Annotated in this window: 16 protein-coding genes; 5 read left to right on the top strand and 11 right to left on the bottom strand. The window is 71.7% G+C overall.

The features are described 5' to 3' along the window. From ELQ40_RS00745 to ELQ40_RS00755, 3 genes are read right to left on the bottom strand one after another with little or no spacing between them, the layout of a single operon-like run. Entirely contained in the window at positions 1-1353 is a 1353-nt protein-coding gene (locus tag ELQ40_RS00745; protein ID WP_240665877.1) for an MATE family efflux transporter, read from the bottom strand. Next, positions 1350-2375 carry a hypothetical protein gene (locus tag ELQ40_RS00750; protein WP_127791955.1) on the bottom strand — a complete coding sequence of 342 codons (1026 nt, stop codon included), beginning with the start codon at positions 2373-2375 and terminating at the stop codon, positions 1350-1352. Before ELQ40_RS00750 ends, ELQ40_RS00745 begins: the two co-directional genes overlap by 4 nt. Positions 2376-2385: 10 nt before the next feature. Then, a complete protein-coding gene (locus tag ELQ40_RS00755) occupies positions 2386-4212 on the bottom strand; it encodes a substrate-binding and VWA domain-containing protein (RefSeq protein WP_127791956.1) in 1827 nt (608 codons plus the stop codon). A 164-nt stretch (positions 4213-4376) separates the two neighbouring features. Here ELQ40_RS00755 and ELQ40_RS00760 point away from each other — a divergent pair, with 164 nt between their 5' ends. From ELQ40_RS00760 to ELQ40_RS00770, 3 genes are all read left to right on the top strand, one after another. Continuing rightward, positions 4377-6398, top strand: a complete 2022-nt coding sequence (locus tag ELQ40_RS00760) for a M13 family metallopeptidase (RefSeq protein WP_127791957.1) — start codon at positions 4377-4379, stop codon at positions 6396-6398. Between the two features lie 86 nt (positions 6399-6484). Next, on the top strand, positions 6485-7393 hold the full coding sequence (locus ELQ40_RS00765) for a serine hydrolase (protein WP_127791958.1): 909 nt from the start codon (positions 6485-6487) through the stop codon (positions 7391-7393). A gap of 115 nt (positions 7394-7508) precedes the next feature. Beyond that, entirely contained in the window at positions 7509-8429 is a 921-nt protein-coding gene (locus tag ELQ40_RS00770; RefSeq protein ID WP_127791959.1) for a hypothetical protein, read from the top strand. Between the two features lie 60 nt (positions 8430-8489). Here the strand turns inward: ELQ40_RS00770 and ELQ40_RS00775 are convergent, their stop codons facing one another. Beyond that, positions 8490-9239 carry a triacylglycerol lipase gene (locus tag ELQ40_RS00775; RefSeq protein WP_127791960.1) on the bottom strand — a complete coding sequence of 250 codons (750 nt, stop codon included), beginning with the start codon at positions 9237-9239 and terminating at the stop codon, positions 8490-8492. Positions 9240-9328: 89 nt separating this feature from the next. Here ELQ40_RS00775 and ELQ40_RS00780 point away from each other — a divergent pair, with 89 nt between their 5' ends. After that, positions 9329-10645, top strand: coding sequence for an alpha-hydroxy-acid oxidizing protein (locus tag ELQ40_RS00780; RefSeq protein WP_240665878.1), 1317 nt, complete (start codon positions 9329-9331; stop codon positions 10643-10645). A 46-nt stretch (positions 10646-10691) separates the two neighbouring features. Here the strand turns inward: ELQ40_RS00780 and ELQ40_RS00785 are convergent, their stop codons facing one another. The 3 genes from ELQ40_RS00785 to ELQ40_RS00795 are packed head-to-tail and all read right to left on the bottom strand — an operon-like array spanning position 10692 to position 13007. Next, positions 10692-11279: an ASCH domain-containing protein gene (locus tag ELQ40_RS00785; RefSeq protein ID WP_205649397.1), complete on the bottom strand. Its 588-nt coding sequence runs from the start codon at positions 11277-11279 to the stop codon at positions 10692-10694. Beyond that, entirely contained in the window at positions 11276-11680 is a 405-nt protein-coding gene (locus ELQ40_RS00790) for an NUDIX domain-containing protein (RefSeq protein WP_127791962.1), read from the bottom strand. Before ELQ40_RS00790 ends, ELQ40_RS00785 begins: the two co-directional genes overlap by 4 nt. Positions 11681-11699: 19 nt before the next feature. After that, positions 11700-13007, bottom strand: coding sequence for an esterase family protein (locus tag ELQ40_RS00795; RefSeq protein ID WP_164863433.1), 1308 nt, complete (start codon positions 13005-13007; stop codon positions 11700-11702). A gap of 142 nt (positions 13008-13149) precedes the next feature. Between ELQ40_RS00795 and ELQ40_RS00800 the strand changes: the two genes are divergently transcribed. Further along, positions 13150-14535, top strand: coding sequence for a glycine--tRNA ligase (locus tag ELQ40_RS00800; RefSeq protein WP_127791964.1), 1386 nt, complete (start codon positions 13150-13152; stop codon positions 14533-14535). A gap of 33 nt (positions 14536-14568) precedes the next feature. Here the strand turns inward: ELQ40_RS00800 and ELQ40_RS00805 are convergent, their stop codons facing one another. The 4 genes from ELQ40_RS00805 to ELQ40_RS00820 form a co-directional block, all read right to left on the bottom strand. Continuing rightward, complete coding sequence (locus ELQ40_RS00805; RefSeq protein WP_127791965.1) at positions 14569-15072, bottom strand: FBP domain-containing protein; 504 nt, start codon at positions 15070-15072, stop codon at positions 14569-14571. A 246-nt stretch (positions 15073-15318) separates the two neighbouring features. Then, on the bottom strand, positions 15319-15996 hold the full coding sequence (locus ELQ40_RS00810; RefSeq protein ID WP_127791966.1) for a GNAT family N-acetyltransferase: 678 nt from the start codon (positions 15994-15996) through the stop codon (positions 15319-15321). Continuing rightward, on the bottom strand, positions 15993-17375 hold the full coding sequence (locus tag ELQ40_RS00815) for a glutamyl-tRNA reductase (protein ID WP_127791967.1): 1383 nt from the start codon (positions 17373-17375) through the stop codon (positions 15993-15995). The genes ELQ40_RS00810 and ELQ40_RS00815 overlap by 4 nt, the downstream gene beginning before the upstream one ends. 67 nt (positions 17376-17442) lie before the next feature. Then, positions 17443-18165, bottom strand: a complete 723-nt coding sequence (locus tag ELQ40_RS00820; protein ID WP_127791968.1) for a hypothetical protein — start codon at positions 18163-18165, stop codon at positions 17443-17445. Positions 18166-18253: the final 88 nt, after the last annotated feature.

Genomic DNA, 18253 nt, shown 5'->3' on the forward strand with positions numbered 1-18253 from the left:
TCACGCCGCGCCCGTCACCATCCAGCCCGCCCCGCGGGCCCGCAACGACAGCGTCACGGCTCGCGCGGCGAGGTATCCGATCGCGAACGCCGCCGTCACGAGGGCGAGCGCGACGGACGCCTCGAGCTCCGCCGCGACCGACCACCACACCGCGCCGAGCGCGAGCGGCACGTAGGCCGCGAGGTTCACGAGTCCCGTCCACGCCAGGTATCGCGCATCGCCGGCGCCGATGAGCACGCCGTCGAGCACGAACACGAGTCCGCCGAGCGGCGCCGAGACACCGAGCACCACGAGCGAGAGCGGCAGCATCGCGCGCACGTCGGCGTCGGAGGTGAACACCAGCGGGAGCACCCACGCCGATGCCGCCACGACGAGCCCCAGCACCAGCCCCGACCCGACGCCCCACTGCACGCACCGACGCAGCACGGCGCGCACGGTCGTGACGTCGCCCGCGCCGAGCGACCGGCCGATGAGCGCCTGCGCGGCGATCGCGAGCGCGTCGAGGGCGAACGCCAGCGTCGAGAACAGCGTGATGACGACCTGGTAGGCGGCCAGTTCCTCGGGGCCGAGCGCGGTCGCCGACCACGTCGCGAGCAGCAGCGCGGCGCGAAGGCCCAGCGTGCGGACGAACAGCCAGACGCCGGATGCCGCCCCGCGCAGCAGTCCCGCCCGGTGCGGCCGCCACCCGGCGCCCACCCGCGCGGCGTGCCGGCGGATGACGACGAGGTACACGGCCACCATCGCCCACTGCGCGACGACGGTGCCGATCGCCGAACCGGCCAGTCCCAGCCCCAGGCCGTAGATGAACACCGCGTTGAGCGCGATGTTCGCCGCGAACCCGATGCCTGCGACCCAGAGCGGGGTGCGGGTGTCCTGCAGGCCGCGCAGCAGCCCGGTCGCGGCGAACACGAGCAGCATCGCCGGCAGCCCCGCCATCGAGATCGACAGGTACGCGGATGCCTCGGCCGCGACCTCCGCGGGCGCGCCGAAGGCGCCGACGAGCCACGGCGCGCCGAGCCATCCCAGCACGCCGAGCACCGCGCCGAGTCCGAGCGCGAGCCAGAGGCCGTCGATGCCCGCGGTGACCGCGCCGCGCTCGTCCCCCGCGCCGAGTCGTCGTGCGACCGCCGGTGTGGTGGCGTACGCGAGGAACACCATGAGCCCGATGATCGTCTGCAGGATCGCGCTCGCGAGCCCGAGCCCGGCGAGCGGCTCGGCACCGAGGTGCCCGACCATCGCGGTGTCGGCGAGCAGGAACAGCGGCTCCGCGACGAGCGCGCCGAGCGCCGGCACGGCCAACCGCAGGATGTCGCGGTCGACGAGGCTCAGCCGACCGCCGCTGCGAGCGCTCACGCGGGCGGGTTCGCGTCGTCGGAGGCGGTCTTGAACGCGCGCTCCCACTCCTGCAGCTCCGAGCGCCGACCGACGAGCCCGTCGAGCGACACCTGGAAGTGCACGCCCCGCCGGGCGTTGACCTGCCGGATGTTGCGCACCAGGTCTTCGGAGACCGCTGACACCGCATCACGGACCTCGGCGACGCGCTCGTCGGGGTCGTCCCACAGGTGCGGGTGCGTGAGGATGTCGAGCAGGTAGTCCCGGTCGAGTGCCGCGGTGAGCCTGCCGAGGGTCCCGTCGAGTTCGCCCGCCGCCAGTCCGCGCTGTGCGGAACCGCTCTGCCGGTCGAGCCTCGCGAAGAGCTCCTCGACGTGCTCCGCGATCGCCGCGATCTCGGTACCGGTCTGCGCCGCCGCCGCGTTGCCGGTCGCGCCCACCTGCCCGTACGCGCCGGCGAGCGACCGCAGGTTCGCCACGTGTCGGCGGATCGGGTCGGGGAGCCCGGCGCGACCCGCGCCCTTCCGGCGCCGCGCGCGGACGACGGCGATCGTTCCGCCGACAGCCGCGAGGACCGCCGCCGCCGAGATGGCGACGACGAGGATCACGCCGGTGTCGCCGCCGCCCCCGCCGGCCCCCGCGTCGTCGGTCGCCGCCTGCACCTCGGTCACCGTCTGCGCGAGCGCCGCATCCACCCCGCCGGGATTCGTCTGGGCCGTGTTCGCGATCTCCATCGCCTGGCCGCGCTCGAGCACGCTGGAACCGGCGGCGAGGTCGTCGCCGACGGCGACGACGATGGTGTCGTACCCCGTCTGCTCGGCGAGGCGCGGCACGATGTCGCCGGCGGATGCCTCGAGCGCCGCGTTGTCCGAGAAGACCGCGACTCCGATCGAGTCGGCGCCGACCTGCGCCGCCAGCTGCGCCTGGAGGGCGCTCGCGTCGGTCACCTCCGGCGACACGTAGACGTGCGAGCCCTGCGACAGCGCGGTCGCCGCGTCGTCGACGTACCCGCCGCCCTCGGCGGCCTCGAACGCAGAGCCCATCCGTCGCCCCTCAGAAGTTGTTGATGACCGACGCGAACACGAGGTCGATCTTGGCCGGGTCGGTGGCGTCGAACCACTGGCCGCCGGTCGCCTCGGCGATCCGCTGGAGGGCGCCGATGTCCGCGCCCTCGCCGTAGGCGATGGGGAAGATGCGCACGGGTGCGTCGCCGCCGCCCTCGCCGTTCGACGCCCCGATCTTCGCGATGAGCGAGTCGATCGACGTCGACGAGTCGGTGTCCTGCCCGTCGGAGAGGACGACGATCGCGTTGATGCGCCCGGGCTCGGCGCGGGCGCTCATCTCCCGGTGGGCCGCCGCGATCGCGTCGTACAGCGGAGTGCCTTGACGGGTCGCGTAGCGGAGGTCCTCGATCGACGTTCCCAGCGCCTCCGCATCGGACCCCAGCGGCGTCACGTCGCGCAGGTCGATCAGGTTGCGCCCGGCGGCCGACTCGACGTCGGTCGTGAAGGCCCACACGCCCACCTCGTCGGTGGATCGGAAGTGGTCGAGCGTCGCCCGGGCGCCCTCGATGGCCCCGTCGAGCTTCGACCGGCCGTCGCCGATGGGGTCGTCCATCGACCCCGAGATGTCGATCAGCTCGAGCACGGAGGAGGGCTTGCGGATCTGCGTCCACTGGTCGATCGCGGTCGACACGACGTCGACGGCGGGGCGGGGCAGGGTGATCGCCGGGCCCGCGGGGTCGACCCCGTACGCCGCCGTGAACAGATCGCCCAGCGGCACCGAGGGGTCGAGCGGCCGGAAGCCGTACTCGGGCAGGATCCGCTGCGCGGCATCCGTCTGGAGGAACTCGGCGAACGCGAGGCCGGCGGTGCGCTGCACGTCGGTCACCCAGTCGGCGCCGAGCACCGTGACCGGGTTGTCCGACCACATCGAGCCGCCCGACGGGTAGATCGCGACGAGCTTCTCCTTCGGCGGCGTGAGGGTCTCGCCGGGTTCCACGGTGTGCGAGTCCGGGTTGCCCTGGTTGTAGTTCAGCAGCGACGTCTCCTCGAGCGCGACGGCCGAGACGTAGCCGGAGCCGCCGGCACCGTGCTGCGTCTCCTCGTAGAGGGTGTTGAGCACCTTGCCCGTGGTGTCGCCGTAGTGGATCACGCACTCCTCGAAGACGCGCGAGAAGTCGGCGGCCGCTGCGACGTCGTCGGCCGTGAGATCGGCCGTCTTGCCGGATGCCTCGTACGACTGCATGAGGATCGCCGAGAGCCCGGTGGTCGACGTGTTCGGGTTCGTCTTCGAGATCTTGAACGAGCCCCAGATCGGCTTGCCCGCGCTCGCCCAGCCGGCGGGATCGGCGCAGAGCCGCTCCAGGTCGGCGATGCCGATCGGCTGGTCGGGCCATCCGAGCGCCTTCGCCATCGTCTCGGGCATGCCGAAGACGACCGGGGTGTGCGTGAACGACACGGGTTCGCCGACGAGCGCCGGGTTCGCCGCGGCCGCGACGCGTTCCGTCCACACTGTGGATGCCGGCGACCACATCGACGGCCACCGGCGGGTGTCGTCGTCGGGCCACCCCCCGCCGGCCGTGAGGAAGCGGGTCGCGTCGCCCGACGAGACGTTGATCGGCCGCACCGTCGCGCACTCGGCGAGGCCCTCGTGCTCCGGTGATTCCTTGAACGCCTTCGCGAGCGCGTCGAGCATGTTGACCTTCTCGGACGACGTCGCGATGACGACGCTCGTGCATCCGTCGTCGGCGAAATCGCCGCCGTCGGCGCTCGGCCGATCATCACCGAACGTGCACGCGCTCAACCCGATCGACACCACCGTGACGAGCGCGAGGGCGAGCGGGAGACGGGCGGCCGTGCGCCGCGGAACGGGTGCCATGGGAACAGGGTACGTCGGGCGGTGCCCGTCGGGTCACGCCCGATCGACGATCTCCGTGCCGAGCGGTCTCCTTCGCACGGGTTTCGCCGACAGAACGCCGAGAACCCGCCCGATCGGGCGGCACCGCCCACCGAGCGGGGTGACGGGCGACATAGGCTGGAGCGATGACCGACGTCTCGCTCACCTCCGGCATCGCGCTCGACGAACTCGACTCCGAGACCCGCCCGCAGGACGACCTCTTCCGTCACGTCAACGGCCGGTGGATCGATCGCACCGAGATCCCGGCCGACAAGGCCCGCTACGGGTCGTTCATCCTCCTGCACGAGGAGGCCGAGCAGGCCGTGCGCGACATCATCGTCGAGTCGCAGGCGGCCGAGCCCGGCACCGAGGCCCGTAAGGTCGGCGACCTCTACGCGAGCTTCATGGACGAGGACCGCGCCCAGATGCTCGGCGCCACCCCGATCGCGGCGAACCTGCTCGAGGCCTCGCTGGTCCGGTCGGTGGCGCAGCTGCTCGAGACGATCGGCCGCCTCGAGCGCCTGAACACCTCGGGGTTCGTGCAGCTCTTCGTCGACAACGACCCGGGCGATCCCGAGCGGTACCTCGTGTTCGTCGAGCAGGGCGGCATCGGCCTGCCCGACGAGTCGTACTTCCGCGAGGAGCGGTTCGCCGCGATCCGTGACGCGTACCTCGCGCACCTCGAGCGCATGTTCGGCCTCGCGGGGCTCGACGAGCCGGCAGCGCGCGCGGCGCGCGTGTTCGAGCTCGAGACGCGCATCGCCGCGGTCCACTGGTCGAACGTCGAGTCGCGCGACAGCGAGAAGACGTACAACCTGACCCCGTGGGCCGACGTCGTCGGCGCGGCATCCGGCTCCGGCGCCGACCTCGCGGTCTGGCGCGACGCGATGGGCGTGCCCGCCGGCGCATTCGACGAGGTCGTCGTGCGCCAGCCGTCGTTCGTCGCCGGCCTCGGCGAACTGCTCGTCGAAGACCGCCTGCCCGCGTGGCGCGACTGGCTCGCCTGGCAGGTCATCCGCTCGAACGCCGCCTACCTCTCGAACGACTTCGTCGAGGCGAACTTCGACTTCTACGGCCGCACGCTCACCGGAACGCCCCAGATGCGCGAGCGGTGGAAGCGCGGCGTCTCGCTCGTCGAGGGGTCGCTCGGCGAGGCCGTCGGCCGCATCTACGTGGAGCGGCACTTCCCGCCCGCCGCGAAGGATGCGATGGACGACCTCGTCGCGAACCTCGTCGAGGCGTACCGGCAGTCGATCTCGAAGCTCGAGTGGATGGGCGAGGCGACCCGTGAGCGCGCGCTCGAGAAGCTCGGCAAGTTCACGCCGAAGATCGGCTACCCGGTCAAGTGGCGCGACTACTCGTCGCTCGTGGTCGACCCGGCCGACCTCGTCGGCAACGTGCGGGCGACCGCCGAGTACGAGTTCAACCGCGAACTGGGCAAGATCGGCAAGCCGATCGACCGCGACGAGTGGTTCATGACGCCGCAGACCATCAACGCGTACTACAACCCGGGCTTCAACGAGATCGTGTTCCCGGCGGCGATCCTCCAGTTCCCGTTCTTCGACGAGACGCGCGACGCGGCCGCCAACTACGGTGCGATCGGCGCGGTCATCGGCCACGAGATCGGACACGGGTTCGACGACCAGGGATCGAAGTACGACGGCGACGGCCGCCTCACCGACTGGTGGACCGCCGAGGACCGCGCCGCGTTCGAGGAGCGCACCAAGGCGCTCATCGAGCAGTACGACGCCCTGGTCCCGCTGCAGCTGCTCGACGGCGAAGCGGATGCCTCGGCCGACGCATCCGACGCCGGTGACGCCGCACCCTCGCACGTCAACGGCGCACTCACCATCGGCGAGAACATCGGCGACCTCGGCGGTCTCGCGATCGCGTGGAAGGCGTACCTGATCTCGCTCGGCGGCGAGGAGCCGCCGGTGATCGACGGACTCACCGGGGTCGAGCGGTTCTTCCTCTCGTGGGCGCAGGCGTGGCAGCAGAAGTCGCGCGACGCCGAGGTCGTGCGCCTGCTCGCGATCGACCCGCACTCGCCGAGCGAGTTCCGGTGCAACCAGATCGTCCGCAACATCGACGAGTTCTACACTGGGTTCGGCGTGACCGCTGAAGACGCACTCTGGCTCGAACCCGCCGAGCGGGTGACGATCTGGTAACCCCCACCTCCGGTCACATCCCCCGACTCGCGCCTGCGCCGCCGCCTGCGGTGCAGCGCCGCCAGACAGAGAAGGAGCTCGCCACCGTGGTGACCTCGTCGCAGGGTTCCGAGCGTCGCTCGCGCCATGCGGCGATCCGGAAGGGCAAGCACGAGGTCGACGGTCCGAAGGAGGACTTCAGCCGCGGGTTCGCGGCGCTCGGCGAGCTCGCGCTCGCCGGGGTGCAGGTCTCGGCGCGGGCGACCGACCTCGCCACGGGGCGCGTGCTCTTCTCGGTCGACGACCACGTCGTGATGCCGACGGCCTCCATCGGCAAGGTGCTGCTGCTCGTCGAGGTCGCGTCGCGGCTCGGTTCGGCGAGCACCGAGGCGTTCGCCGTGCTCGACCGCGCTCCGCGCGACGCGGTCGGCGACTCGGGCATCTGGCAGCACCTGCAGTCGCCGAGCCTGCCCATCGCCGACCTCGCCGCGCTCATCGGCGCCACGAGCGACAACCTCGCGACGAACGTGCTCATCCGGTACGTCGGACTCGAGGCCGTGCGCGCGCGAACCGAGGCGCTGGGCCTGACCCGCACGGCGCTGCTCGACCTCGTGCGCGACCACCGCGGGCCCGACGACGCCCCGCAGCTGTCGATCGGTTCGGCGAAGGAGCTCACCTGGCTGTTCGCGGCGCTCGCGCGAGGCGAGATCGTGAGCCCCGAGGTGTCGCAGCGCGTGGTGGGCTGGCTATCGCTGAACGCCGACCTGTCGATGGTGGCATCCGCGTTCGGGCTCGATCCGCTGGCGCATCGCATGCCCGACCACAACGTGCTGCTCATGAACAAGACCGGCACCGACGGGGGAGTCCGCAGCGAGGTCGGCGTGCTGCGCGGCCCTCGCGCGAGCGTCTCGTACGCCGTGTCGACCTACTTCGCCGACACGGGGCTCACGAGCCGCCTCTCGGTGCTCGACGGCATGCGCCAGGTCGGCCTCGACCTGCTCGAGTACGTGCACTGAGCGGGTCTGCGTATGGGCACTCCTGCCCATACGGCGAGTGTGCTCCGGATCAATAGGATCGTTCGGGGTCCGGTACCGGACCCTTCTGTCCGCACCTCGACCCGAAGGACCTTCAGTGGCCACTTCCGCACTCCGCATCCGCGTCGGCGCCCTTGCCGCCGCCGCTGCGCTCAGCATCACCGGGCTCGCGCTCGGCGCGGCCCCCGCCGTCGCCGAAGACGGCCCGACCATCTCCCTCGACCGCACCTCGTTCCCGGCCGGTGACTGGGACGGCGGGTTCACCGTGACGGGCTCCGGCTTCGACACGACGGTGGACACGGCGACGCTCAGCATCGGCTCCTACGGTGAGAACGGCGGGGGAGTCGCCTGGTCGACCGAGGTCGCCGTCTCGCCTGCCGGCACGATCAGCGCGGCCGTCGTGCCGGAAGCACCGACGCAGGCACCCGATTCGACCGGCTATCCGCAGTACCGCGTCAACGTCGGCCAGCAGATCGCGGAGGGGCAGCCCTGGCTGTTCTCGAACACCGTCGACCTCACCATCACCGAGGGCACGTCGCTCACCGTCGCCGGGGAGGCTTCGCCCGAGCAGCTCGCCGCCGGCATCTCCGCGCAGTTCGCGGGCTTCGGTGCCGATGAGCCGCTCTTCTCCTACTTCGACCTCCTCCGCTCCACCGAAGGTGCGGACCAGCCAGAGCTCGTCGACTCCGTCGAGGCCGACGTCACCGCCGACGCGAGCGGTGCCGGCACGATCAGTGCGCAGCTCGCCGGCGCCCACGTCGGCGACTTCGTCGTCGTCTGGATCGGCTCGGAGGGCGGCCTCCAGGCCGAGGCGTTCGTGCAGGTCGTCGAGGCTCCGGCTCCGGCCCCCGAGCCCGCAGACCCGGCTGCCGCTGCTCCGGCCGCCGCATCGACCGGGCCGGCGCTCGCCGAGACCGGTGTCGAGCCCCTCGCGGTCGGCGTCGCCGCGTTCGCGCTCGTCGCGCTCGGTGCGCTCGTCGTGGTCGCGCGCCGTCGCCAGGCGGTCGCCGGTCGCTGACCCCTGCCGACCGTACGGAACGGGCGGGTCGTCTTCGGACGGCCCGCCCGTTCTCGTTCCTCAGGTGGCCTCGGGCGACGACGGGCCGCTCGGCGCGCTCCGCTCGATGAGCAGCCGGATGCCCTCGATGACCGCATCGGCGGTCGCCGGTGCGCCGAGCAGCCGGAAGTGACCGGGCGTCGCGACCTCGACGTTGGTCGCCCCGTCCAGCGCGGATCCGTCGGGGATGTGCGGGTCGAACGGCCCGAAGACCGAGACGATGCTGCCGTTCACCGAACTCGCGTCGCCGAGCGCCACGATGGCCGGGCCGTCGGGAAGGAACTCTCGCACGCTCGGGTCGAGCAGCAGGGTCGCGAGGCGGGTGCCCGCGAACGGCGACGCCACCGCGACGACGCCGATGAGCCCGAGCGCCCGCGAGTCGAGGTCGTCGACGACGAGGTGCTTGCCGATCAGGCCCCCCTTGCTGTGGCCGACGACGACGCGGCCCGCGGCCGGCACCGGGAGGCGGCCGAGTGCGCGTCCGAGGCGTTCCGCGGTGCCAGGGATCGGGCGGCGGTTCACGCCGAGGCCGTGCACCGTCCGCACCCGGAACCCCGCCCGGTGCAGCCGCGCGCCGAGCGGCCGAAGGAACGTCCAGTGCTCGTACACCCCGGGCACGAGGATCACGTCGGGCAGGCGGTCGTCGCCCGACAGCCAGTCCATCGGCCTCCGCCACGCGGTCAGCACCGCGAGCTGGCGGACGCCGGCGTAGAGGTAGTCCGCGATCCAGATCCGCGCGATGCGCCACGGCGTGAGCCCCCGACCCCCCATCCCGGCAGTCTAGGGGCGGGGGGCCGTTGCTAGAGTGAGCCTTCGCGCGCCCGGCGAGGATGACGCGAACGGCGACGAGGAGGTCCCGGATGGCACGACTCGACACCGGTCGAGGATTCGCGAGGGCGGTGCAGTCCGCGGTCTACCGTGCCGGCATCTCGGGGCGGCGCCCGGCGGTTCCGACCACCTTCGCCGGCCTCGAGGAGGCGGCGAGGCGGGCGCTCGCACCGGAGGCGTTCGCCTACCTCGCGGGCGGCGCCGGTTCCGAGCACACGATGGCGGCGAACACCGAGGCGTTCGCCCGCTGGCAGGTGATCCCGCGCGTCCTGCGCGACGTCTCCGAGCGCGACCTGTCGATCGAACTGCTCGGCCGTCGGCGGGCGACCCCGATCGTGCTCTCGCCGCTGGGTGTGATGGAGCTCGCGCATCCCGACGCCGACGTGGCCGTCGGGCGCGCCGCAGCGGCCCTCGACGTGCCGTACATCCTCTCTAACCAGGCATCCCGGCCGATGGAGGAGGTCGCCGCGGCGATGGGCGACGCGTCGCGGTGGTTCCAGCTCTACTGGAGCTCGTCCGACGACCTCAACGCCTCGCTCGTGCGGCGTGCGGAGGCGATCGGCTGCGAGGCGATCGTGATCACGCTCGACACCCACCTGCTCGGCTGGCGCACTCGCGACCTCGACCTCGGGTTCCTGCCGTTCACGCGCGGGCAGGGGATCGCGCAGTACACCTCCGACCCGGTCTTCGCCGAACTGGTGCGCGACCGCGTCGAGCACGGCGCAGACACCGCGCCCGATGCCCCGGCGGTGAAGGTCACGCCGAAGGCGATCCGGGCCGCGCTCGGCATCGCGCGGGCGGGCAGTCGTGCCGGGCTCGTCGACGGAGGGTTGGCCGCCGCGGTGCGTTCGCCGCTGCCGAGGGCCGCGGTCGAGACGTTCCTCGACGTCTTCGCAGACCCGTCGCTGACGTGGGAGCGCATCGCCCGGATCCGCGACCTCACCGACCTCCCCGTGCTGCTCAAGGGGGTCGTGCACCCCGACGACGCCGACCGCGCAGTCGACGCCGGCATGGACGGCATCGTCGTGTCCAACCACGGCGGACGCCAGGTCGATCGCTCGGTCCCGACGATCGCCGTGCTGCCCGAGATCGTCGAGCGCGTCGCCGGCCGCGCGCCGATCATCCTCGACTCGGGGGTCCGCGGCGGCGCCGACGCGGTGATCGCCCTGGCCCTCGGTGCGACCGCGGTCGGACTCGGGCGACCGTATGCCTACGGACTCGCCGTTGCCGGCGCGACTGGCGTGAGCGAGGTCGTGCGCAACACCATCGCAGAGCTCGACGTCACCCTCGCGCTCGCCGGCTGCACGTCGATCGACGACCTCGGGCCGGGGGTGCTGCGGGAAGCATGAGCGGAACGTCGCTGCGAACCCGGGTCCGCCCCGCCGGCGTGGAAGCCTACGGACCGTCCAGGTACGCGCGGCCGCGCGGCGAGAGCCGGTAGCCGAGCTCGAGGCTCTCCGTGAGGCCGAGCTCCTTGAGCTTGCGCACGTCGCGTTTCCACGGCTGCGTCTCGACGCCGGCCGTGGCGGCGAGGTCGGCGGCGCGCACGCCGGGATTCTCCGCGAGGAGCCGCAACGTGTCGCGCGCCCACGGCCCGCGCGGTGAGCGGGCGTCCATGCCGGCCAGCCGGGCGTCGATCGCGCGGCGCTCGTCGGCGTCCACCGTCGTCGATTCGCGCAGGGCGATGCGAGGGTCCTCGCCGATGTGACGCACCCCGATGCGATAGAGCTCGCCGGTGCCCGCCTGGGCGGCGATCAGCGCCTCCAGCGACGGATGACCGGATGCCGCGGCATCCGCTTCGCCGAGCGACGCGAGGTCGGCCGGTTCGACCGAGGTGAACTCGATCACGCCGACTTGCGTGCGCTGCCGCCCGCCGACCCGGGCGCGGGGTTCGGACCAGCGCCGGTAGACCCGGTCGATCCGGCCGGAGACGATGCCGTCCAGGACGTCGCGACGGAACAGCACGGCGGGGCCTTGCGTCAATCGATGAGATCGGATGCCGCGAGCCGACGGAGCACCTCGCGGCCGGCCGGGGGGCACCGGTCGGCGTCGGCGGTGGTCACCCAGTGCAGGGCGCCGACCTCGCCGGACGCGACCGGGGAGGCATCCGTCTTCGCCCGGAAGACGGCCATGCGCACGTGACGGCCGTCGGGTTCGCCGTGCGCCAACGTGCGCACCTCGAACAGCTCGGCCAGCTCGGCCGGGTCGAGCTGCAGACCGACCTCCTCGAACGCCTCGCGCGCGGCGGCCTGCGCAGCCGTCTCACCCGGGTCGATCTTGCCGCCCGGCATGTAGTGCACCTCGCGACCGCGGGCCGTGACCATCAGCACGTGACGGTCGCGCACGAGCGCGATCGCGGAGACGAGCAGGTCGGGGAGGGGCATCCGATCAGGCTACTCGCGATCACCCGGCGGGCGGCGCGAGGCCGAGGCGGGGATAGAGGATCGTGAATCCCTCGGTCAGGCCGCCCGAAAGGGCGTCGCCGCCATGGCCGGCGCCGGGGACCTCGTAGTACGTGACCTGCATGCCGGCGGCCTTGGCGGCATCGGCATTGCGCTGGACGCCGGGGATGTACCCCGGATCTTGGCCGCCGACCGTGAAGACGGCGACGGTGTCCGCGTACGGCCCCTTCTGCGCCATGATGCTCGTCGGCTTCACCGCGTCGTACGCCGCCTGGTCGCCGTTGAACGTGTTCTGCAGCACCTGGTCGGCGATGTCGGCACCCTGGTACTCCTCGCCTGAGATGTCGAGGATGTCGCCGAACACCTCCGGGTACTTCGACCCGAAGTACAGGGAGCATTGGCCGCCGTTCGAATACCCCGCGACGGTCCAGAATTTCGGGCCGTTCAGCACGTGCAGGTTCGCGCGGGCCCACGGCACCACGTCCTGCATGACGTACGTCTCGACCTTGCCCTGGGCGGTGTCCAGGCACAGCGGATCGGTCGATGGGTCGCTGAGCTGGTCGATCACGAGCGCGATCGGGGCGAGCCCCTTGTTCTTCGCCGCGAACGGCTCCAGGGCGGCCGCGATGTACTGGGGGTCGGGATCGCCGGGCTGTCCCATCATGAAGATGACGAGCGGCAGGGCGGGCGGGTTCTCGACGAGCGCCGCCGGCGGCAGGTAGATCGACGCCGGCCGCGCGGGGAACCCGGAGTTCGTGTTCGGGATACCGCCCTGCACCAGCCCGGTCGTCCCCTGCGCGGGCAGGTCGGCGGGCGGCTGCCAGGTCTGGTACAGCGGTTCGGCGGGATCGGGGGCATCCGTCGGCGGTGGCGTCGGAATCGGGATCGGCTTGTCCGTGCTGATGTGCAGCAGCCCGCCGATCGTCGGCGTCAGCCCGTACGCCGCATTGATCGAGAACACCGCCGTCAGCACGAACACCACCGCTCCGATGCCCGCGATGAGCTTGCGCCACCACCGTGAACCCCAGAGGTTCGCGATCGCGAGGAGCACGCCCGCGAACGCCGCGGGCACCCAGATCCAGACGGAGTCGTCGACGGGGCCGCCGAAGCTGTCGAGCACGTTCACGGCCACGAACACGATCGCGTACCCGACGAGCGCGCCGAGGAACACCGCCATGAACGCCCCGAACGCCCACTTCAGCGTCGGGCGCTTGCCGAGGAGGTAGATGAAGATCGCGGCGCTCAGCACCCAGCACGTAAACAGGAACGGCTCGTTCGCGACGTTCAGGTCCAGGAACCAGTCCCACATGCTTCCGCCTCCCCCCGGATGTTCCTCAAGATAGCGGCCGCGTGACCGGGCGCACGAGAGCGACGCGACGATCTCGCCCGTAGGATGGTGGACGTCTGCGCACGTCGCGACCTTCCACACCGAATGCCCCATTGGAGCCACCATGGCCGCAGCCAGCCGTCTCGATTCCGTCATCACCCTCGCCCAGCACCGCGGCTTCGTCTTCCAGGCGGGTGAGATCTACGGCGGCTCCCGTTCGGCGTGGGACTACGGCCCCCTCGGCGTCGAGCTCAAGGAGAACATCAAGCGCCAGTGGTGGCGCTACATGGTGCAGAGCCGCGACGACATCGTCGGGCTCGACTCGAGCGTCATCCTGCCCAAGCAGGTGTGGGAGGCCTCCGGCCACGTCGAGGTGTTCTCCGACCCGCTCGTCGAGTGCCTGCACTGCCACAAGCGGTTCCGCGAGGACCACCTGATCGAGGCGTTCGAGGAGAAGAAGGGCCGCGCGCCCGAGGGCGGCCTCGCCGAGATCGTCTGCACCAACTGCGGCACCCGCGGCCAGTGGACCGAGCCGCGCGCCTTCTCGGGCCTGCTGAAGACCTACCTCGGCGTCGTCGACGACGAGTCGGGCCTGCACTACCTGCGCCCCGAGACCGCGCAGGGCATCTTCGTGAACTTCGCCAACGTGCTGCAGACCGCGCGCATGAAGCCGCCGTTCGGCATCGGGCAGATCGGCAAGTCGTTCCGCAACGAGATCACTCCCGGCAACTTCATCTTCCGCACGCGCGAGTTCGAGCAGATGGAGATGGAGTACTTCGTCGAGCCCGGCACCGACGAGGAATGGTTCGACTACTGGATCCAGCACTGCTGGGACTGGTTCGTCGACCTCGGCATCGACACCGACAACATCCGCTTCTTCGAGCACCCGAAGGAGAAGCTCTCCCACTACTCGAAGCGCACCATCGACATCGAGTACCGGTTCGGCTTCGCGAGCGGCGAGTGGGGCGAGCTCATGGGCGTCGCGAACCGCACCGACTTCGACCTCTCGACCCACTCGAAGCACTCGGGCAAGGACCTGTCGTACTTCGACCAAGCGAAGAACGAGCGCTGGGTGCCGTACGTCATCGAGCCCGCGTTCGGCCTGACCCGCGCCCTCATGGCGTTCCTCGTCGACGCGTACCACGTCGAGCAGGTGCCGAACGCGAAGGGCGGCACCGACAGCCGGACGGTCCTGAGGCTCGACCCGCGCCTCGCGCCGGTGAAGGCCGCGGTGCTGCCGCTCAGCCGCAACGAGAAGCTGTCGCCGCTCGCGCGCGACCTCGCCGCGAAGCTGCGTCGGAGCTGGAACGTCGACTTCGACGATGCCGGCGCCATCGGCCGCCGCTACCGCCGACAGGACGAGATCGGCACGCCGTACTGCATCACGGTCGACTTCGACTCGCTCGAGGACGACGCCGTGACGGTGCGCGACCGCGACACGATGCAGCAGGAGCGGGTGCCGCTCGCCGAGATCGAGGGATACCTCGCGAGCCGGCTCGTCGGCGCGTAGGAGCACCCGAGCGCGCCGGCTCGCGATCGGCGTTCAGGCGCGTGACGTGCCGCCGTCGCGGACGTCCCGGACGAACGCCGTGACGTGCTCGCGGAGCGCCTCGATCCGACGCTGCCGGGCGGCCTCCCGGTCGAACCCCGTGTAGGCGAGCGTCGGCAGCTTGCGGACGTTGCGGGAGCATTCGAACGCGGCGCAGACGAGGGTGCCGATCGTGTCGCCGCGTCGACCGGCATCGCCCGACCGCTTCGCGGTGTAGAACACGACGTCGTTCGGCAGGTGCACGTCCTCGCACCACGAGCACTGCGGTCGGGTGCGGGTCCGGCCGTCGGCACGACGCAGGAGGGCGCCGACCGGCTCGCCGTCGATCTCGACGACGACGTAGGCCTGCTGCGGCAGCTTCCGGTCGATCCAGCCGAGGAAGTCGACGGCGTCCCAGTCGAGGTCCGGGAGGTGCTCGGGAAGGTTGAGGGAGGCGCGTTCACGCTTGGAGGCGTTCACGAACGAGGCGCGGATGACGGTTTCGTCGATGGGGTGCATGGATGTCTCTCCGGCGGGCGTCGCCGCCCACCTGGGTCTGTTCGGTCGGGGGAGTGGATGCCCCGTGATCGGGGTCGCTGAACCGGGCCGCGTCGGCGCGGCCCTAGGCGCGGTCATCTCAAGTCGGCGTGGACGCCGACGACCTCCTGTCGCCCAGCGGGCATCGAGCAGAGTGGTTGCACGGAATCGAGCCTACGCGTCGAGCCTGTGCGGGGGCCGGACGCCCGGAGTCGTCGCCGGACGCACTCAGCCCAGCCGGGCGGCCCACTCGCGATCGAGGATGCCGTAGATCGCGGTGTCCTCCCACGCACCGTCGTTGAACTGCTCTTCGAGGATCGTCGCCTCGTGCCGCATCCCGAGCCGTTCGCAGAGGTGGGCGGATGCCGCGTTCCGGGCGTCGAGGTTGGCCAGCACGCGGTGCGGTCGGAGCGTGTCGAACGCGAACCCGAGTGCCGCCTCGGCCGCCTCGGTCGCGAGCCCGCGTCCCTGGAACGCCGGGTGCACGACCCAACCGACCTCGAGTTGTGCGTGCTCGACGTCGGCGACGCGGAGCATGATGTCGCCGATCACCCGGTTCCGGGCCGGGCCGTCGTGCGTCACGCGGCCGCCCGGTTCGCCGCGTCCGACGGATGGCTCGCCGACCAGCTCCATCGCGAGGATGCAGCCGTCGCCCGCCTCGGCCAGCCTGCGCATGCCGGCGCGTTTCGCCGTGTGCTGCCAGGCGTCCTCGCGGGAGCGCTCGGGCCAAGGGATGTATCGAAGCACCTCGGGCAGTCGCTGGTACTCCCAGACGTCGGCGGCGTCGGATGTCTCGAGCGGCCTCAGCACCAGGCGCCCGGTCTCGAGGCGCAACGGTGTCGGGCGGTCGACATCGAACGGGAGGCGGAGGTCGGGTGGCGATGCCCGATGGTCGACCTCGGTCACGCGCTCCGGCTCGTCGCCTGGTCGCCGGCTTCGATGGCCTGGTTCCCGTTCGCACCCTGCTCGGTCGCGGCGGCATCCACCGGGCCGGCGACGACACCGAAGATCGCCTCTGCCGCGTCGATGAACGCGCGCTGCTCGCCCGCGCGCGCGTACGCGCGAGAGCGGACCATGGGCGTGTGCAGCAGCACGCCGGCCATGTGGCGGAGGGCGGCCTCGGTGGTGCCGTCGTCGTCGCCGCGCGAGCGGGCGCGTTCGATCTCGGCGTCGAGCACGTCGAACACGTGCTTGCGCAGCGCGACGACGGTCGGAGCGAGGTCGAGTTCCTCGCCGACGGCGCTGAAGTTCCGAGCCGCTCGGTGCACCAGGTCGCGTGCCGCGTCGGTGGCGGCGAACTCCTCCATCGGGGCGTGGATCTTGATCGTCTCGAGGTCGAGCAGTTCGACCCCGGCGATCTCGACGACGGCCGGGTCGACGTTGCGGGGCAGGCCCAGGTCGATGATGAGCTGGCGGCGCTCGGCCTTGGGGACGATCGCGCCCGCCAGGGTGCGTACCGGGGCGGTGTCCGTCGCGAGCGACTCGCGACCCTGGGCGATCAGTGCGGGGTGGACGACGTGGTGGTCGGCGAGCGTGCATGCGATGACGACGTCGGCGTCGGCAGCCGCGCGGGCGAAGCCGTCGTGCGGCACGGCGGTGACGTCGTGCGACGCGGCGAACTTCTCGCCGCGTCCGGTGGCCGAGTAGACCGAGATGTCGGTCGCACCGCGGTCGCGGAGGGCTGCGAGGGAGGCACCGGCGTATCGGCCGGTGCCGACGAGGAGCACCTTCGCCTGCGTCCAGTCGGTCACCCGGCTGGAGGCGAGGTCGAGCGAGAGTCGCACGAGCGAGCGGCCCTCGGAGCCGATGCCGGTGCGGTTCTTGATCTTGCGGGAGGTCTGCGAGGCGCGCTGGAACAGGCGCTCGAGTTCGGGGGTGGTCGTGCCCTCGTTCCGGGCCTGCTCGAGCGAGCGGCGCACCTGTCCGGCGATCTCGCCTTCGCCGACGACGACGGACTCGAGGCCCGCGGCGACCGAGAAGAGGTGCGAGGCGACCGCGTTGCCGTGGGCGAACCCGAACGTGGAGCGCAGTTCCTCGGCGGCGAGCCCGGACACCTCGCCCACCGACCGGATCGCTCCGTGGACCGCGTCGACGGGGGAATCGCCATCGAGCGCGTCCAGGTCGAGATAGGCCTCGAACCGGTTGCAGGTCGCCACGACGACGGCGCCCAGCACCGCCGGGTGGCCCGCGATCATGCGGCGCCCGGCGTCTTCAGCCGTCGCAGAAAGCCGCTCGAGCATGTCGAACCCGGCGTTCTTGTGACTCGCGGTGAGGCAGATGAGCACTCGCCGATTCTACCGACATCGGGCTGATCTGTTGCTCAGTGCTGACGCTGAACCGCCTGAGGCGGTTTCAACGCACCGCGCCCGCCAGCATGTCGGCCGTGATGACGGGGATCGGCGCGGTCAACGGCGGCAGCTCGAGGCCCTCGGCCGCCAGTGCTGCACGGTGCTTCGCCTTCCAGGAACGGACGGTCGCGAAGAACGGCGCGTCCGTGAGCGCGAACGAACTCGCCCGCTCTCCGGCGAGGATCACCGGCACCTCCAGGCTCGACCCGTCGCGACGGATCCGGAGGAGCGCGACCGGAACCACCGTGGACCCGGCGACGGTCGAGTCGCTGCGGATGGCGCGCACCTCGCGCCAGTGGATCTCGTGCACGCGCCGTGGTCGGCGACCGCCCGTCCAGAGCGAGAGACCGCGTTCGTCGGCGACGACCGAGAATCGGGCGGGCAGGTGAACGCGGGCACCGAGCTCGACCAGCGCGGCGCGCATCGCCGAGTGGCGGACCCCGGTCGAGACGTCGGCCGTGGGGTTGGCGGACTCGAGGGCCCGCCGGCGCCCGCGAGCTGCGCCCCGTCCGGCGAGGCGGCGGATGCCGGCGATGACGAGCCCGGTCGCGCACACCACGGCGAACACCTGCGCGGCGAGAGCGCCCGACACGGGGACCGGCGGCAGCATCGCGATCACGCGATCGACCTCGGGCGGGAGCACGGCGAGTACGCCGATGACGAGGGCCGCGACAGCGGCCACGATCAGGATCAGCGAGATGCGGACGCGGGCGGATGAGATGGGCACGTCGGACTCCGGAGGGGGATCGGAGGCGCGCCGCCGTTGGCGCGTCGTCGTGTGGGGGCACGACCTCGCCGATGTTAGCGCGAACGGC

The sequence above is a fragment of the Agromyces sp. LHK192 genome, from assembly GCF_004006235.1.
In the GTDB taxonomy this organism is placed as follows: domain Bacteria; phylum Actinomycetota; class Actinomycetes; order Actinomycetales; family Microbacteriaceae; genus Agromyces.

What these genes read in the sequence shown, in the direction of transcription:
- ELQ40_RS00750 (WP_127791955.1), bottom strand. Translation starts at nt 2,375, where the DNA reads ATGGGCTCTGCGTTCGAGGCCGCCGAGGGCGGCGGGTACGTCGACGAC.
- ELQ40_RS00755 (WP_127791956.1), bottom strand. Translation starts at nt 4,212, where the DNA reads ATGGCACCCGTTCCGCGGCGCACGGCCGCCCGTCTCCCGCTCGCCCTC.
- ELQ40_RS00760 (WP_127791957.1), top strand. Translation starts at nt 4,377, where the DNA reads ATGACCGACGTCTCGCTCACCTCCGGCATCGCGCTCGACGAACTCGAC.
- ELQ40_RS00775 (WP_127791960.1), bottom strand. Translation starts at nt 9,239, where the DNA reads ATGGGGGGTCGGGGGCTCACGCCGTGGCGCATCGCGCGGATCTGGATC.
- ELQ40_RS00780 (WP_240665878.1), top strand. Translation starts at nt 9,329, where the DNA reads ATGGCACGACTCGACACCGGTCGAGGATTCGCGAGGGCGGTGCAGTCC.
- ELQ40_RS00790 (WP_127791962.1), bottom strand. Translation starts at nt 11,680, where the DNA reads ATGCCCCTCCCCGACCTGCTCGTCTCCGCGATCGCGCTCGTGCGCGAC.
- ELQ40_RS00795 (WP_164863433.1), bottom strand. Translation starts at nt 13,007, where the DNA reads ATGTGGGACTGGTTCCTGGACCTGAACGTCGCGAACGAGCCGTTCCTG.
- ELQ40_RS00800 (WP_127791964.1), top strand. Translation starts at nt 13,150, where the DNA reads ATGGCCGCAGCCAGCCGTCTCGATTCCGTCATCACCCTCGCCCAGCAC.
- ELQ40_RS00805 (WP_127791965.1), bottom strand. Translation starts at nt 15,072, where the DNA reads ATGCACCCCATCGACGAAACCGTCATCCGCGCCTCGTTCGTGAACGCC.